General features: G+C 70.0%; 13 protein-coding genes. 6 read left to right on the top strand and 7 right to left on the bottom strand.

The window, feature by feature from the left end; translation table 11 throughout:
• The first annotated feature begins 86 nt into the window (after positions 1–86).
• The gene (gene ppk2 / locus HNQ52_RS12095; RefSeq protein ID WP_183961431.1) at positions 87–866 is read left to right on the top strand and encodes a polyphosphate kinase 2; all 780 of its coding nucleotides are present in this window, start codon (positions 87–89) and stop codon (positions 864–866) included.
• On the top strand, positions 863–2,647 hold the full coding sequence (locus HNQ52_RS12090; protein WP_183961430.1) for a tetratricopeptide repeat protein: 1,785 nt from the start codon (positions 863–865) through the stop codon (positions 2,645–2,647). Before ppk2 ends, HNQ52_RS12090 begins: the two co-directional genes overlap by 4 nt.
• 97 nt (positions 2,648–2,744) lie before the next feature.
• Here the strand turns inward: HNQ52_RS12090 and HNQ52_RS12085 are convergent, their stop codons facing one another.
• The gene (locus HNQ52_RS12085) at positions 2,745–3,854 is read right to left on the bottom strand and encodes an efflux RND transporter periplasmic adaptor subunit (RefSeq protein ID WP_183961429.1); all 1,110 of its coding nucleotides are present in this window, start codon (positions 3,852–3,854) and stop codon (positions 2,745–2,747) included.
• The gene (locus HNQ52_RS12080; RefSeq protein WP_183961428.1) at positions 3,851–6,928 is read right to left on the bottom strand and encodes an efflux RND transporter permease subunit; all 3,078 of its coding nucleotides are present in this window, start codon (positions 6,926–6,928) and stop codon (positions 3,851–3,853) included. The genes HNQ52_RS12085 and HNQ52_RS12080 overlap by 4 nt, the downstream gene beginning before the upstream one ends.
• Positions 6,929–7,191: 263 nt before the next feature.
• Between HNQ52_RS12080 and HNQ52_RS12075 the strand changes: the two genes are divergently transcribed.
• A complete protein-coding gene (locus HNQ52_RS12075) occupies positions 7,192–8,016 on the top strand; it encodes an ABC transporter ATP-binding protein (protein WP_183961427.1) in 825 nt (274 codons plus the stop codon).
• Between the two features lie 335 nt (positions 8,017–8,351).
• Here the strand turns inward: HNQ52_RS12075 and HNQ52_RS12070 are convergent, their stop codons facing one another.
• From HNQ52_RS12070 to HNQ52_RS12055, 4 genes are all read right to left on the bottom strand, one after another.
• Positions 8,352–9,182: a LytR/AlgR family response regulator transcription factor gene (locus HNQ52_RS12070; RefSeq protein WP_183961426.1), complete on the bottom strand. Its 831-nt coding sequence runs from the start codon at positions 9,180–9,182 to the stop codon at positions 8,352–8,354.
• 127 nt (positions 9,183–9,309) lie between these two features.
• Positions 9,310–10,437 carry a sensor histidine kinase gene (locus HNQ52_RS12065; RefSeq protein ID WP_183961425.1) on the bottom strand — a complete coding sequence of 376 codons (1,128 nt, stop codon included), beginning with the start codon at positions 10,435–10,437 and terminating at the stop codon, positions 9,310–9,312.
• 94 nt (positions 10,438–10,531) lie between these two features.
• Positions 10,532–11,050 carry a TlpA family protein disulfide reductase gene (locus HNQ52_RS12060; protein ID WP_281378028.1) on the bottom strand — a complete coding sequence of 173 codons (519 nt, stop codon included), beginning with the start codon at positions 11,048–11,050 and terminating at the stop codon, positions 10,532–10,534.
• A gap of 5 nt (positions 11,051–11,055) precedes the next feature.
• Entirely contained in the window at positions 11,056–12,327 is a 1,272-nt protein-coding gene (locus HNQ52_RS12055; protein WP_183961423.1) for a YihY family inner membrane protein, read from the bottom strand.
• Positions 12,328–12,394: 67 nt separating this feature from the next.
• Between HNQ52_RS12055 and wrbA the strand changes: the two genes are divergently transcribed.
• Genes wrbA through HNQ52_RS12040 form a run of 3 tightly spaced genes read left to right on the top strand, consistent with a single transcriptional unit; the run spans position 12,395 to position 13,858 of the window.
• Entirely contained in the window at positions 12,395–12,991 is a 597-nt protein-coding gene (gene wrbA / locus HNQ52_RS12050) for an NAD(P)H:quinone oxidoreductase (RefSeq protein WP_183961422.1), read from the top strand.
• Complete coding sequence (locus HNQ52_RS12045) at positions 12,988–13,338, top strand: DUF2069 domain-containing protein (RefSeq protein WP_183961421.1); 351 nt, start codon at positions 12,988–12,990, stop codon at positions 13,336–13,338. The genes wrbA and HNQ52_RS12045 overlap by 4 nt, the downstream gene beginning before the upstream one ends.
• A gap of 31 nt (positions 13,339–13,369) precedes the next feature.
• A complete protein-coding gene (locus tag HNQ52_RS12040; RefSeq protein ID WP_183961420.1) occupies positions 13,370–13,858 on the top strand; it encodes an asparaginase domain-containing protein in 489 nt (162 codons plus the stop codon).
• 390 nt (positions 13,859–14,248) lie between these two features.
• Here HNQ52_RS12040 and HNQ52_RS12035 read toward each other — a convergent pair whose 3' ends face one another.
• Positions 14,249–16,534, bottom strand: a complete 2,286-nt coding sequence (locus HNQ52_RS12035) for a proprotein convertase P-domain-containing protein (RefSeq protein WP_183961419.1) — start codon at positions 16,532–16,534, stop codon at positions 14,249–14,251.
• Between the last annotated feature and the right edge of the window lie 219 nt (positions 16,535–16,753).

Here is a 16,753-nt window from a genome sequence, read left to right as displayed (position 1 = left end):
ACGGGGGGCCACACGCGCGCCGGCACGCAGTCGCGGCACGGGGACGCTTCGGCGACACTAGGCGCCTTTCCGCCGCAGGCCCGCCGATGAAGCGCAAGGACTACGAAGCCGCCCTCGACCCGATGCGCGAGGAGCTGGTGCAGATGCACCGCTGGCTGCAGCACACCGGGCGCCGCCTGGTGGTGCTGTTCGAAGGCCGCGACACGGCCGGCAAGGGTGGCGTCATCGGCGCCATCGCCGACGGGCTGAACCCGCGTACCTGCCATATCGTGGCGTTGCCGCGGCCGTCGGAACGGCAGCAGACGCAGTGGTACTTCCAGCGCTACGTCCCGCACCTGCCTGCGGCCGGCGAGATCTCGCTGTTCGACCGCAGCTGGTACAACCGCGCAGGGGTCGAAAAGGTGATGGGCTACTGCACCCAGGCGCAGTACGAAGCCTTCCTCAAGCAGGTGCCGACGTTCGAACGCATGCTGATCGACGACGGCATCCTGCTGTTCAAGTACTGGCTGACCGTGGACCAGGCGGAGCAGGAAGAACGCTTTGCCGAGCGCGCGCAGGACCCGCTCAAGCGCTGGAAACTGTCGCCGGTGGACCTCAAATCGCGCGAGAAGTATGCCGAGTACGGCGTCGCGCGCGATGCGATGCTGGAGGCCACCCACTCCCGCCATGCGCCGTGGACGCTGGTGAACTTCAACGACCAGAAACGCGGTCGCCTCACCCTCATCCGCAACCTGCTCGACCGCCTGCCCGACTGCTCGGTGCCGGAGACCCCGGTGGTGCTGCCGCCGCTGCCGGCGCGACCGAGGAAGGAGAAATTCGCCGTGCTCAAACCGATTCCGGACTTTCCGGCCGCAGGCAAGCGATGAGCGAGACGGCAAGCAACGACGCTGTTTCGCAGGCCCAGCGGCGCGTGCTGCGGGCACTGCAGTCCGGCGCGTTCGACGATGCGCGCAATGCACTCGCACTGCTCGACGGCATCGCAGCACAGGCCCCGCACACGCTGTACCTCCACGGTCTGCTCGCGCTCGCCGAGGACGACGCGTCCGCCGCACGCGAGCCGCTGCAGCGCGCGGCCGCCCGGCTTCCGTCCGACGCGGGGGTGCAGGCGAACTGGTCGCTCTGCCTGCAGCGGCTGGGCGACCACGAGGCCGCGCTCGCCGCGGCCGACCGCGCGCTCGCGCTCGCCCCGCAGCATGCCGACGGCCACTACAACCGCGCCCTGATCCTGCTCGCCCTGAACCGCCACGCCGAGGCCGCCGCGGCGCTCAACCGCTGTGTTGCGCTGGCGCCTGCGCAGGCCCAGGCGTGGCTGCGCCTGGGCCAGGTGGAACACGCGCGCGGCCAGTTGCTGGCAGCCGAAATCGCATTGCGCCGCGCACGCGCGCTGCGGCCGGACGATGCTGCCACCGCCGTCGCATTGGCAGCGCAGCTGTATGACGCCGGCGCGTTTCCCGAGGCGCTGGAGCAGGCCGACGCGGCATGCCGTCTGCAGCCCGACCGGATCGAGGCGCACCTGCAGCGCGCACACGCCCTGCGCCGGCTCGGCCGGCTCGACGAATCCGCTGACGCCTGCGAACACGCGCTCGCCCTGGACCCGCATCACGCCGACACGCGCAAGGCGCGCGGCCTGCTGCACCAGATGCAGAACCGCCTCGCCGAGGCGGCCGTCGATCTTGCCGCGGCCGCCACGGTGCGCTTCGCGCCGGGGATCGACAATCCGCACGCAGGCATGCGCGAACTGCGCCGCACCTCGCGTGCCAAGCTGCGTCACGATATCGAACAGTTCGCCCACCTCGAACGCGGCAAGGTGCTGGCGCAGGCCGCCGCCCTGCGCGCAGCGCACGAGGATGCCCTCGCGCGCCTGCCGCCGACGGCGCGTGCGCCGGACACCGTCGACCTGCCCGCGCCGCTGCTGCGCGATCTGGCCGGACGCTACAACCGCCTGCACCATCTCGCCCCCGCACCGGCGTTGCCCGGCGGCGCGCTCGATCCCGGGCTCGACGGCGCCGCGATCGAACGCGATTATTTCGATCGCGCCCCCGGCATCACGTGGATCGACAACCTGCTGCGCCCCGAGGCGCTCGCCGCGCTGCGCCGCTATTGCATGGAGTCGACGTTCTGGTTCGATTTCCATCACGCTAACGGCTATCTCGGCGCGTTTTTCGAGGACGGCTTCGCCGCGCCGCTGCTGCTGCAGATCGCCGAGGATCTGCGCCGCGCGCTGCCGAACATCTTCAAGGACTATCCGCTCACGCAGCTGTGGGCGTTCAAGTACGACAGCACGCTCGACGGCATCGAACTGCATGCCGACATCGCCGCGGTGAATCTCAACTTCTGGCTCACGCCCGACGATGCCAATCTCGATCCGGCGAGCGGCGGCCTCGTGGTGTGGGACATGGCCGCGCCGCCGGAGTGGAGCTTCGACGAATTCAACACCTCCAGCGCAGCCGGCCAGGCCCGCATCCAGCAATTCCTGCAGCGCAGCGGCGCGCAGGCCGTGCGCGTGCCGTACCGCCAAAACCGCGCCGTGCTGTTCGACTCGGACCTGTTCCATCGCACCGACACGATCCGCTTCCGCGACGGCTACGAGAACCGCCGCATCAACGTGACGATGCTGTTCGGGCAGCGCAAGGGACGCATCCGCTGAGGCGGTGCCGCGTGCGCGAGGAGCCGTCGGCGGCGCCTCGGACGGTGCGCCCGTGCCTGCCCGCCCCGCCAGCCAGCCGGGCCGAACGCGGCCGTCGCTAGTGCGTGGCTGCCAGCGCCGCCGGCGGCGGATCGACGCGGACCCGCTGCCCGGCCTGCAGGCGCTCGCCGCCGCGTACCACGAGGCGGTCGCCTGGCGCGATGTCGCCGCGGACCTCGACCAGATCGCCGAGCGTGTCGCCGCTTTCCACCACCACGCGCTGCGCGGTGTCGTCGGCGGCGATACGCATGACGTAGGTCTCGTCCGCGCGCAGGATCAGCGCATCGCGCGGCACCGCCACCACCTCGCGCGCGTCCGCGCTCGGCAGCCCCACCTGCAGCGCCGAACCGACCGGCCAGCGCGCCTCCGCGAGCGCGATGCGCAGCTCGAACTGGCGCGAACTTTCGTCGCCCACCGGCACCACCGCGACGATCGCCTCGCGCGCCTCGCCGTCCGCGTGCCGCAGCGTCACGCGCTGGCCCGGCACGAGCCGGCCGGCGAGGTTCACCGGCGCACGCGCGCGCACCTCGAGGGTGCGGGTGTCGACCAGACGCACCACCGGCGCACCGGGCACGAGGTATTCGCCCGGCTGCACGAAACGTTCCGCCACGGTGCCGGCGAATGGCGCGCGCACCGTGCTGTTGCGCAGGCGCAGACGGGTCTCGTCGCGTTCCACACGCGCGCTCGCGAGCTGTTGCTCGAGCACGCCGCGTTGCGCGCGTGCCTCGTCGAGCTGCGCACCGGCGATGCTGGCGCGCTGCACCAGGGTGGCCAGGCGCGTCTCCTGGCTGCGGGCGTACTCGAGCTGCGCTTCGATGCGTGCGATGTCGGCCGCGTTGCGGCGTTCCTGCAGCCGCAGCAGGCTGTCGTCCAGCCGCGCCAGGGCGCCGCCGCGCTCGACCCAGTCGCCGATCGGCGCGACCGAGATCACGCGGCCGTCCTGCTCGCTCGCCACGCGCGCATCGTCGTGCCCGACGACGCTCGCCGGCACCCACAGCTGCGGCGCAAACGTCGCGCGCTCGGCCAGCGCCACGCCGACCGGCGCGGGCGGCGTGGCGTCGGCGGCCGCCGCCGGCGCCTGCGCGACGGCGTCGATGCCCGCCAGCGCCACGCCACCGGCCACCAGCGTTGCCGTCAACCACCATCCGTAGCGCATCGTGCGGCTCATGTCAGTGCTCCTGCAGCGGTCGAGGAAAGGGAGGAACGGCGTGGCTGCATGCGCAGGCGCAGCAGCGCCGGCATCAGCACGAGCGTGAAGATCAGGCTGAGTCCGACACCACCGACGGTGACGGCCGCAAGGCCACGGTAGATCGCGGCTCCGGGGCCCGGACTCACCGCCATCGGCAGCGCGCCGACCACGCCGGTGAGGGCGCCGACCAGGATCGGCCGCAGCCGCTGCGACAGCGCCTGCTCGACCGCCGCGTCGATCTCCAGGCCGTCGGACTGTGCGAGCCGGGTCTGCGCGATGAGCAGGATGGCGTTGTTGATGACCATGCCCAGCAGCATCACGAAGCCGATCATCGACAGCAGATCCAGCGGCTGCGGCGCGAACAGGTCGAGCGCGCGCAGGCCCAGCACGCCGCCGCACACCGCCATCGGCAGCGCCAGCATCACGTACGCGCTGTCGCGCAGCGACTTGAACAACGCCGTCATCAGCAGGAACAGCACCAGCAGCGCGAGCAGGAAGTTGGTTCCCATCGTGGTGCTGACCTCGTCCAGGCGGTCGGCGCTGCCGGCAAGGCGGATGTTGGCATCGGCCGGCAGCAGCGAGCGCAGCTCGGGCACGATCTCGTCGTCGAGGATGGCGAGCGCCTCCTCCAGCGAGATCGTGTCGGGCGGGTCGACGGTCAGCGTGACCGAGCGCCGCTGGTCGATGCGGCGCAGCTGCGACGGCGCCAGCGTGGTCGCAAGCGTCGCCAGCTCCGCCAGCGGCAGCACGCCGGCACGCGGCGTCGCGAGCGGCACCGCGCCCAGTTGCTCGGGCGCGTCCCAGCCGCCGGCGCGCAGGATGATCGGCAGGCGATTCTCGCCGTCGAAGTGTTCGCCCAGCCACTGCCCGTCGCCGAGCGTACGGACGATGCCGCCGATGTCGCCGCGATTCCAGCCCGCCTCGGCGAGGCGGCGGTCGTTCGGCGTCACCCGCAGTTCGGGCCCGGCGCCGTCGGGATTGGGCACGGCCTGCACGTTGGCGCCGGGGAAGCGCCGCTGCAGGTGCGCGCGGCCGGTTTCGGCGGCCAGTGCGAGCGCATCGAGATCGGTGCTCTGCAGATGGATCGCGATGGCACGTGCGGATCCGCCGAACCCGCCGAACAGCGTGCCCTCGGCGGCGAAGGCGCGCGTGTCCGGGAAGCCGACGATGATCTCGTCGCGCAGGATGCGTTCGAGTTCGCCGATGCGCGATTCGTCCTCGACCCGCGCGCCGATGGTGCCGCCGCCCGGCCACAGCTGCAGGTACCAGTTCTTGAGCTGCGGCTGCCTGTCGCCACGCATGTACGGCGCCATGCGCTCGAGCAGGACGCTGCCGATCTCCCGATCGACCGTGGCAGGTCCCATGCTCGGCGGAAAATTGAAGAACACATCGATCGCCGCGCGCTTGACCGACGGCAGGTAGTCCAGGCGCGGCAGCGCGAGCCACGCCACCGCGCACGGCAGAACCACGAGCGCGGCGATCCAGCCGACCTGCCGCCGGCGCGTGGCCGTGCTGCGCATCAGCCAGCGCGTGGTGCGCGGAAACGCGGGCGCGTCGAGCGCGGCCAGGTGGCGCCCCTTGAGCCAGCCGCCCGCGGCCGCCGGCAGCACGGTGACGGCCACCAGCAGCGACACGGCGACGGCGATCGACACCGTCAGTGCGAGATCGGCGAACAGCTGGCCTTCGACATCGCGCATGAACAGCACCGGCAGGAACACCGCCACCGTCGTCACGGTCGAGGCGAACAGCGCGCCGCCCACCTGCGCGGTGCCGATGCGTGCGGCCTCGCGCGGCGCGAGCCCGCCCTCGCGCAGGCGCACGATGTTTTCCGCCACCACGATGGCCGCGTCCATCACCATGCCCACGGCGAAGGCCATGCCGGCGAGCGAGATCACGTTGAGGTTGCGCCCGGCCAGCTGCAGCACGATGAAGGTCGCAAGCAGCGAGACCGGGATGGTGGCCGCGATCAGCAGCGTCGCGCGGCGATCGCGCAGGAACCACCACAGGCACCCCACGGCCAGCAGCACGCCGAGCGACAGGTTGCCCGTCAGCAGGCCGATCGCGCGACGGATGAACAGGCCCGAATCGAAACTCTGCGCGATGCCCAGGCCGCGCTCGGCCAGCGCGCCGTCGCGCAGCGCATCGACCACGTCCTTCACGCCAGCCAGCGTCGACAGCACGTTGGCGCCGTCCTCGCGCTGGATGCGCAGGCCGATCGCCGGATTGCCGTTCTGGTAGACGAAGAACGTCTTGTCCGGCCGCTTGACCGAAATCTGCGCGACGTCGCCCAGCCGCACCGGCTGGCCGTCGCGCCAGGCAAGGATGAGCTCGCCCAGCTCCTGCGGCGAATAGCGTCCCGCGAACCGCAGCGTGTACTGGCGGCGGCCGGCATCGAACACGCCGCCGGAGATGTCGTTGGCGCGCGCGGCCTCCTGCGCCACCTGCGGAATCGACACGCCCAGCGCCGCGGCGCGCTGCAGGTCGAGATCGATGCTCAGCTCCTCGGGCGCGATGCCGTTGACCTCCACCGACGCCACGCCCGGCACCGCCTGGATGCGCGGCACCACCTGGTCTTCGATGAAGCGTTGCTGGTCCTCGATGCTGCCGGCCGTGCCGGGAAGCTGCTGCACGAAGTACCAGGTCAGGTCGACGCCGGCGCCGCCGAGCAGCTGCACCGTCGGCGGCGTGGCGTCGCGCGGCAACGGCGGCAGCTGGTTCAGGCGCCCGAGCACATCGACCAGCATCGCGCGCATGTCGGTGCCGACCGCGAAGGTGAGGAACACCTGTGCGCCGCCCTGGTTGGCGTTGCCTTCCATCAGCGTCACGCCCGGAAGGCCCTGCAGCACGTTTTCGAGCGGTTCGAGCAGTTCGGCCTCGATCTCCTGCGGCGATGCCGCGCGCCACTGGGTGAAGATGCCCAGCTGCGGGCGGTCGATGTCCGGGAACAGCTGCAGCGGCATGCGCAGCAGGCTCAGCAGCCCGAACGCACACACCAGCGCCACGACCACCGCCACCGCAACCGGGTTCCTGAGCGAGGCGTCGGTGAGATTCATAACGATCGGTCCGGTCGCGCCGCCGCGGGATGCGACGACGATGGCGTCATGCTGGGCGCCGTTCGGATCGTTCGGATGCGCCGCAAGTCACGAAGGTTTCGGCCTTGCGCCGAGCGGTTCTGCGCCGGCGGCAGGCGGAGCGTCGACCGCTGGGCAGCGCGCGCCGCGCTGCCGCGCGTGAACGTCGCCGAGGTGCGAGGCGCATCGCGGACTGCGTGCGGGGTCGGCCGCGCGGGCGCTGCGGAATCCGGCATCATGCCGCGATGTCGGACACCTTCCCCGCTGAAGACGACGCGCCGCTGATCGAACTCGACCGCGCCAGCGTGGTGCGCGACGGCGTCACGGTGCTGCACGACGTCAGCCTGCGTATTCCGCTCGGGCGCCACACCGCCATCCTCGGGCCGAACGGCTGCGGCAAGTCGAGTTTCGTGAAGCTGATCAACCGCGAGCTGTATCCGCTGGCACGTGGCGACGGTCCGCCGCCGGCGCGGGTGTTTGGCCACGGTCGCTGGAACATTGCGCAGCTGCGCACGCGGCTCGGACTGGTGTCGGCCGACCTGCACGGCGATCTGGCGCAGCTGCGCGGCCTGGATGTGGAGGACACGGTGCTGTCGGGCCTGTGGGGCAGCTTCGGCGTGCCCGACCATCTGCGCGTCACGGACACCGACCGCGCGCGCATGCATGCGGCGCTTGCGACGATGGACGCGCTTGCCCTGCTGCACCGGCGGCTGGCGACCCTGTCGGCCGGCGAGGCGCGTCGCGTGCTGATCGCGCGCGCCCTGATGCACCGGCCGCAGGCGCTGCTGCTGGACGAACCGACGACGGGGCTCGACGTGGCGTCGCGACATCGTTTCCTGCAGTTGCTGCGCACCATCGCGCAGGCCGGGACGACGCTGGTGCTGGTGACGCACCATCTGGAGGAGATCGTGCCGGAGGTGCGGCACGTGGTGTTGCTGCGCGATGGGCGTGTGTTTGCGCAGGGCAGCGCGGAGGCGATGCTGACGTCCGCGCGGATGAGTGCGTTGTTCGGGATGGCGTTGCGGGTGGTGCGGGACGGCGGGTTTTTCGGCGTGGTCGCTGCGGGCTAGGTCGGCGGTGCCGTGTCCGGGCAAGGCTCGGGCGCGTGTGCGGGCTCGCCCTCATCCGCCTGCCGGCACCTTCTCCCGCAGGGAGAAGGATTCAGGCTGGCAGCGCTCGGAGCGGAGTGCTCGAAAGATTTCGGCAGGTGATGCCAGGTGTTGTGGTGGCGCTTGGGTCGCGATCCTTCTCCCGTCGGGAGAAGGGTGAGGCGGCAACCGCCGGCCGAACGCAGGCGGATGAGGGCGCCCTTCCAGCCATAGAACGCCTACGGAAAACCCCACCGCGCAGGGCAGACAGCCGCGTATCGAGGCGACGGCAAACGCCGCCGGTGGCTACGCCGCCATCAATGCCGCAGCAACTCGATCTTGTCCTTGTAGCTGCGGCTGAGCTTGAGCTCCTTGCCGCAATCGAGCGTGAGGAAATATTCGCCGTTGATGTGCGGGCGCATCGCCTTCACCCGGTCGAGATTGACGATGGTGGAGCGGTGCACGCGCTGGAAGCGGTTCGGATCGAGCTGCTGTTCGAGCTCGCGCATCGTCGCGCGCAGGATGTGGGTCTCGGTCTCGGTGTGGATGCACATGTAGTCGCCGGCCGCGTCGATCCATCGGATGCTGCGCATCTCCACGCGCACCGTGCGGCCGCCGTCGCGGATCGCGAGCCGCGTGTCGCCGCCGCCAGCCAGGCGCGTCGCCGCGTCGCTGTCGAGCGCGTCGTCCATCGTCAGCGCGGGCTTGCCGGAAATCTGCCCGAGCAGGTTGAGCAGCTGCGCGCAGTTGCGTTCGGTATCGCGGTCGCGCAGTTGCTGGCGCACGCGGAACAGCGCCTGGTGCAGGCGGCTGTCGTCGATCGGCTTGAGCAGGTAGTCGATCGCGCTCGATTCGAACGCGCGCACGGCGTAGTGGTCGTACGCGGTGACGAACACCACCACCGGCATCTGCTCGGCCGGGATCTTGCGCAGCGTGGCGAAGCCGTCGAGGCCGGGCATCTGCACGTCGAGGAACATCAGGTCCGGGCGCAGGTCCGCCACCGCGCGCACCGCTTCCTCGCCGTTCGCGCACTGGCGCACGATACGCACGTCCTGTTCGCCCGACAGGCGCAGTTCCAGCCCGCGCCGCGCCAGCGGTTCGTCGTCCACCAGCACGGTCTTGATCGGGGCGTGGCTCGCGTCGGTCATGGAATCTCACTCGGCGGCGGCGCCGACTCGGATCCGGCGCGGGGAAACAGCGAGCCTAGCGCGGGGAGATCGTGCGGCATGTGCGGATGGTCATGGTCGAACGTGACATAAATTGTCGGTTCGCAGGTCACTCGCGCGGCGCGCCGCCCACCTCGAACGGCAGACGGACGAGGATCTCGCATCCGCGTCCGCCGGCGAGGTTCGACGCGACGAAGCTCTGCTGCGCGCCGTACAGCACCTGCAGCCGCTGACGCGTGTTGGCGAGGCCGACGCCGTTGCCGCCGATGCTGGCGCCGGGCTCGAACTTGGGGCTGCCGGGACCGTCGTCGGCGACCCGCAGCTCGAGCATGTCGCCGCTGCGGCGCGCGCCGATCGCAAGCCGGCCTCCCTCGATGCGCTTGGCCACGGCGTGCTTGATCGCGTTCTCGATCAGCGGCTGCAGCAACAGGCCGGGCAGCAGCGCCGAATAACATTCGGGCTCGATCTCGTAGTCGATGCGCAGCCGTTCGGCGAAGCGCACCTTCTCGATGTCCAGATACAGGCGCAGCGAATCGAGCTCCTGCTTGAGCGTCACGCGCTGCAGCGGATCGTTGTCGAGCGAGTGGCGCAGGAAGGCCGACAGGCTCTGCACCATGCGATTCGCGGTGCTGCCGTCGCGGTCCAGGATCAACGTGGAGATCGCGTTGAGCGTGTTGAACAGGAAATGCGGGTTGAGCTGGTACCGCAGCATCTTGAGCTGCGACTGGTGCGCCATCGCGTCGGCCGCGAGCGCCTGCCGCGTCTGCTGCTGCAGCTGGCGGTAGTATTTCAGGCCCACGTACATGCCCACCCACGTCATCACCACGTACAGGTTGTTGACCAGGTACGCGCCATACGCGAGCGGCGAGGCCGGCTTGCAGGATTCGCCGCACCAGCGGAACACGGTGATCATGCTGGCGCCGCCCATCAGCGCGGAGACGAGCAGCACCGGCAGCAGCATCGCGAGCACCAGGTGCCTCGGCGGCAGTTCCCAGAAGCGCCGCAGCAGGCCGCGCAGGCCGAGCGTGAGCACGAAGCCGGTGCCCGCCACCGACAGCGACACCTCCCAGTACGACGCGGGTTTGCCGTGCGCCAGCGCCGAGAGATACGAAAGCAGGAACGACGCCGTCCAGCCACCGCACTGCAACCACCAGAACAGGCGGTTGGTGCTGGCTTGCGAGCTGTCGGCGGCGGCGCGATTGAACACGGGCGGCTTCGGAGGAACGTGGATGGGCATGCTATCGGCTGCGGGCAGCGCCCGCGCACGTCCGGGCGCGGGCGCGGCTCCGTTGGGCGAGACCGGCGCCTGCAGCGACGCTGCCGCGCAGTCCTTAACCGGTACTGAAGCCGCGGCGGCCGTCGTCGACGGCGACTTCGCGCTGCACGGCGGCGTCGATCGCGGCCGCCAGTTCCTGCGACGTGACCGGGCCGAGGAAGCGTCTGGCGACGCGTCCGTCGGGCCCGACGAGATAGGTCATCGGCAATCCGCGCGGCGGGTCGAAGGCAGCGGGCGGATCGTACACATCGACGATGGCCACGGCGTAGCCGATCGGATGCTCGCGCATGAACGCCCGCATGTCCTCGGGCGTGATGTCCTCGTAGGCCAGCCCCACCACGCGCACATCGTCGCGCGCGGCGTCGAACGCGTCGAGGTCCGGGATTTCCTTCAGGCACGGCGCGCACCAGGTCGCCCAGAAATTGAGCACGACGAAGCGGCCACGCTCTGCGGCAAGGTCGAAGGTGCCGCCGTCGAGCGTCGCGATCGACAGTTCGAGCGGCGGCGGAACCTCCACATCCTGCGCCTGCACGGGCGCGGCGAATGCGAGCATCAGGAGCAGGAGCGTGCGCATGGCGATCATCCGGGCGGTGCGTCGTTGCGCAGTATCGTACCGACATTGCGGCGCAGTTCGTCGCGCAGCGGCAGGCGCAGTTCGTTCAGCGCGGCGAGCACGCGTTTGCCCAGGTCGTCATCGCGCCCCGGCAGCAGCGCCTCGGCCACGGGCACGCGCAGGTTGGCCGCTTCGTACAGTTCCGCGAGCGGCAGATGGTCCAGGTCGCGCACCAGCACCCAGCCACCGTTTTCGGTGCGTTGCAGCACCTGGATCGCGGCCATTTCGCCCAGCATGCGCATCAGCAGATCGTCGGTGAGCGACGGCTCGAGCACGCGCAGTTCCTCGGTATGCAGCGAGCGTCCCGTGCTTTGCGCTTCCTCGAACCGGCCGAGCAGGCGCAGCAGGCCGAACATCTCGAAGCCGACCGGCAGGCGCAGGTTTGCCGGCTGGAAGCGGAACGCCGACAGCGAGGCGGCAAACGAGGCGCCGAGCAGCACCACCACCCACGAGACGTAGATCCAGATCAGGAAGATCGGGATCACCGCCACCGCGCCGTACAGCGCCTGGTAGTTGGCGCGCGCAAGATAGATCGCGAATCCGGTCTTCGCCGCCTCGAACAGCACCGTGGCAAGCGCGCCGGCCAGCAGGGCGTGGCGCGAAGCCACGGTGCGGTTGGGAATGAGCCGGTAGGCGAGCGTGAACGCGGCCAGCTCCAGCAGCAGCGGCAAGCCGCGCAGCAGGCCGTGGCCGATGCCCGAGCCGGCGCTGTCGCTGGCCAGGAACGGCACCGAGGTCACGTACGACGACACCGCAAGGCTCGCCACCGCCAGCAGCGGCAGCAGGGTCAGCGCCGACCAGTAGATCAGCACGCGCGACAGCGCGCGGCGCGGCGCGGCCACGCGCCAGATACGGTTGAACGTGTCCTCGATGCTGGCGAGCGTCAGCAGTGCGGTGACGAGCAGCGTGATCGCGCCCAGGCCCGGCAGGCCGCGCGCGTTGGCCGAGGATTCGCGCAGGAAATCGGACACCGTTTCGGCCGCGCTCGGCACGAAGTTGCGGAACACGAAGCCGGTGAGCTGGTCGATCAGCGATTCGTACAGCGGGAACATCGACACCACGCCGAACACCACCGCCGCGAGCGGCACCAGCGCGAACAGCGTGGCGTAGGCCAGCGCGCCGGCCGATTCGAAACAGCGGTCCTCGACGAAGCGATGCCACAGGAACCGGCCGAAGGTGCGCGCGCGCTCGCGATCGAAGTCGGCGATCCAGCGCTTGATGGTGGGGACGGGCGACATGGCCGAAGGGTACCGCAAGCGGCCGCCCGGGTTACCCTTGGCGACCCTTCACCGATGCCCGCGCCCGATGGCCGATGTCCTGATCCTGTACTACAGCCGCGGCGGCGCCGTGGCGCAGCTGGCGCGGCAGGTGGCGCGCGGCGTCGAGGAAATCGACGGCATGCAGGCACGCCTGCGCACCGTGCCGCCGGTGGCGCCGGTGACCACCGTCGCCGCGCCGCCGGAGCCCGAGGACGGCGCACCGTACGTGCAGAAAAGCGATCTTGCGCAGTGCGCGGCGCTGATCGTCGGCAGCCCGACCCGCTTCGGCAACATGGCCGCGCCACTGAAACATTTCATCGACACCACCGCGGCCGAATGGGCCTCGGGCACGCTGATCGGCAAGCCCGGCGCCGCGTTCACGTCCACCGCGACCCAGCACGGCGGGCAGGAATCGACGCTGCTCTCGATGCTGGTGCCGCTGCTGCACCACGGCCTGGTGATCGTCGGCCTGCCGTATTCGGAGCCCGCGCTGACGTCCACGCAGACCGGCGGCTCGCCGTACGGCGCCAGCCATGTCGCAGGCCCGGACAACGATCGCCCGCTGAGCGACGATGAAAAAACCCTCGCCCGCGCACTCGGACGCCGCGTGGCGGACATCGCGCGCCGGCTGGCCGCGCCGTGACGCCGCGGCATCTCGCCGCCGCTGCCGTGGTGGCGCTGTTTGCGCTGTCGTGGCTGTGGTACCTGCGCCTCGCGCCGCCGTTGACGCTGCCGCCGTGGCTCGCCGCGGGCGCGCACGCGCTGCTGATGCTGCCGGCCGTGCTGCTGCTCGCCGCGCGCCGCCGCAGTGCGCTGTTCTGGGGCAGCGTCGGCGCCCTCTTCGCCTTCTGCCACGGCGTGATGGAGGCGTGGAGCGCACCGGCCGCGCGCGTGCCGGCGCTGGTGGAAATCGCGCTGTCGCTGGCGATCATCTTCGGCGCCAGCTGGGACGGCGTGCGCAACCGCCTGGCGAAGAAGCGCGGCGTATAATTTGCGGCTCCGCAGCTTCCGGATGTTCCCGATGAACCAGCTTTGCATCGTCACCACCGGCGGCACGATCGACAAGATCTACTTCGACGACAAGTCCGACTACCAGATCGGCGATCCGCAGATCGGCCGCATCCTCGACGAGCTCGGCGTGGCGTTCCGCTTCAGCGTGATCCCCATCATCCGCAAGGACAGCCTGCACATCACCGGCGAGGACCGCGAACTGCTGCGCGCGACGATCGCGGCGCAGCCTGCGCGGCACGTGCTGGTGACGCACGGCACCGACACGATGGTGGAGACGGCCAAGGTGTTGGCGACGATCCCGGACAAGACCATCGTGCTGACCGGCGCACTGAATCCGGCGCGCTTCCGCGGCTCGGACGCGGAGTTCAACATCGGCACGGCGGTGGGCGCGGTGCAGTGCCTGGCACCGGGCGTCTACATCGCGATGAACGGGCGCATCTGGGAGCCGGGGAAGGTCCGCAAGAACGTGGCGGCGAACCGCTTCGAAGCGGCGGGGTGATTCGGGTGGGATTCGGGATTCGGGATTCGGGATTTGTGATTCGTGATTCGTGATTCGTGAGTTGCGAGTCGGGATTTCAAATCGGCATGCTGCAGGCGTCGTTGGGTCGCGAAGGCATCGCCGGTCACAATCTGCATCACGCTCAGCTGCCCTTCTCCCGCCGGGAGAAGGTGGCGCGACAGCGCCGGATGAGGGTTCGGACGGAGCTGTGCGCGGAACGTTGCGGTGCGCATGATGGTGGTATGAGGCGCACTTTGCGCCATTCGAAAAACGCAACGAAATACGCTTTGACTGCGCCGACACACTGCACCCGCAGTCGGTTCCCCGGACCCTCTCCCCAACCCCTCTCCCGGCGGGAGAGGGGCTTTCTGCGGAAAATCAGGTGTCAATTCAGAACTGCAGGCTCCAGCTGTTGATGTAGCCCGTGTCGCCGCCGGCGTTGTCGTTCACGCGCAGGTTCCACGTGCCGTTGGCGACTTCCGAACTGGCGTTGATCGTGTACGTGCCGACGAGGTTGTCGGCGCTGCCGCCGGCGCGGTTGCTGATGTTGTACAGCGTGCCGTCCGGCGCCACGAGGTCCACCTTCAGATCGCCGCGGTAGGTGTGCACGATGTTCACCGCCACCTGCAGCGTGCTCGGGGCATTGCCCGACCGGCCGCTGACCACGATCGGGCTGTTGACCGTGGCATTGTCCGAGATGGTGTAGTCGTTCGTGTTCTGGAAGAACGACGCGCCGCCACCGCCGCCGGTGCTGTAGCTCGCCGTCAGCGTCACGCCCGAGTACGCCGAGTAGCCGCGCAGCATCACGTGGTAGGTGCCGGCCACCGGCGAGGCGACGGTGCAGGTCTCGTTGTTGCCGCCGAGGTACGGGCGGCACAGATACGAACCGGTGGTCGGCGCGCTGCCCTGTCGCGTGTAGAGATCGACATCGCCCGAGCCGCCGGCGGTGGAGATCACCAGGTTCGTCGCGCCGGACGGCACGTTGATCGTCCAGAACTGTTCGCTGCTGGCGGCGCCGGAGATGCCGGTCACCGGCACGCCGTTGCTCAGCACGCTGCCGCCACCACCGCCGGAGGTGACCGTCACCGATTTGGTGGTCGCGTTGCTGGCGCCGTCGTCGTCGGTCACCGTCAGCGTCACGTTGTACGTGCCGGCCGCCGAATACGTCTTGCTCGGGCTCGCCGCCGTCGATGTGGTGCCGTCGCCGAAGTTCCAGCTTCTGGAGGCAATGGCGCCGTCGCTGTCGGTGGACGTGTTGGTGAACGTCGCGGTCAGGCCGCTCGTGGTGAACGTGAAGTTCGCCACCGGCGCGACGTTGCCCGGCGTGCCGCCGCCGGCGCGGTAGCCCGCGAACGAGGTGACGCCGCTGTTGCCCGGATCGAGCCAGTCGCGCAGACGCGTGGCGGCGGTGCCGCCCCCGGTCCACGAGACCGACACGCGGCCGTAGTAGTCCGACAGATTGTTGCCGCAGGCCGCCGAGCCGCCGTGCAGCTGGCCGACGAGGCGCTTGTTCTGGTTCCACAGGCCCGAGCCCGACGAGCCGCCCTCGGTGGTGCCCTGGTCCCAGTCGACGACGCGCCAGTGCGTGCTGCCCGAACCGCCGCCGTAGCCACTGATCTGCAGCGCCGCGTCTTCGACCGCGATGCGCTTCTCGTGTCCGGCCGGATGATGGATGCCGACGGCCGAGGACGGCGTGCTTCCGCTCGCGTCCCAGCCCGAATAGAACACGTCGGCACCGGCCGCGGGTGTGGCGTTGAGCTGCAGCAGCGCGAAATCGCTGGCCGCGTTCGTCGCGCGCAGCGTGGTGCCCGATTGCGAATGCGTGGCGATCGAACGCGACAGCGGCGTGCCGCTCGACGACGAGCCGGGCGTGCGACACGTGGCGCTCTGGTAATTCCAGTACACGACGATGGTGCTCGCGACCGTCTGCGTGCTGACGCAGTGGTTGGCGGTGAGGAAGTACGGCGTGGTGCTGTTGGATGTGTTGCCCACCAGCGTGCCGGTGCACACGTACGAGCTGCCACCCTGGCTGAAGGTGTAGTGGCCGACCGAGTCGATCTGGTCGTCCCAGCCCGCACCCGCGGGGCAGGCGGTGTCGACGTTGCACGAGCCGGACTTCTGCACGTCGTCGGTGCGGTCGAACAGGCCGCGGTAGCCGTGCGTGACGCCGGCGAGATCGGCGATCACCTCGTGCCGGTGTTTGGCGTCGACGAGGATCTCGATGCTGGCGCGTTCGCCCAGCACGTACGGCGACCAGTAGCCGGCGTCGCCCTGGATGTCGGCGGCGTTGACCACGCGCACGTTGTCCTTGCCTTCGCCGCGCAGTACGAGTTCGGCGCCCTTGGGCAGCACGAGACGGGCGAAGTGGAAATCGAGCGACTTCGCGCCCGGCGAGGCCACGGTCCACTGCAGGCGCGCGCGGCCGTCGGCGAGCAGGGTCGTCTTGGCCGCATTGCGGTTCAACGCCACCGGCACTTCGATGCCGTAGCGGTACGGCAGGCCGTCGGCCTTGCTGTCCTCGAGCTTGAGCTTGGCGAGGTCCGGCGCGGGCAGGAAGACCGCGTCGCGCAGCGGGATGCGGCCGGCCTCGGTGGCCTCGGACGTGGGCGCGGCAAGCGCGGCGCCCGAGAGGGTTAGCGTGATGGCCGCGAGCAGGCGGCGGGACAGTGTGGTCATGCGATTCGTTCTCCGGGATGAGGAAAGCAACGTGCGTGCGGCGCTGCACGTTGTCGAAGCATCGGATTGGGTCTTCTCCGGCGGGAGAAGGTGTTGGGCTTGCCCTTCTCCCGCCGGGAGAAGGTGGCGCGAAGCGCCGGATGAGGGTTCGGGCGGAGCGGTACGTTGAACCTTGCGTCCGGCGTGATGGTGGTATGGGTCGCTCTCGCGATATGTATC

Origin of the sequence: Chiayiivirga flava (assembly GCF_014202825.1) — a bacterium.
Lineage (GTDB): Bacteria > Pseudomonadota > Gammaproteobacteria > Xanthomonadales > Xanthomonadaceae > Chiayiivirga > Chiayiivirga flava.
This window is presented reverse-complemented; position numbering and strand designations above follow the sequence as displayed.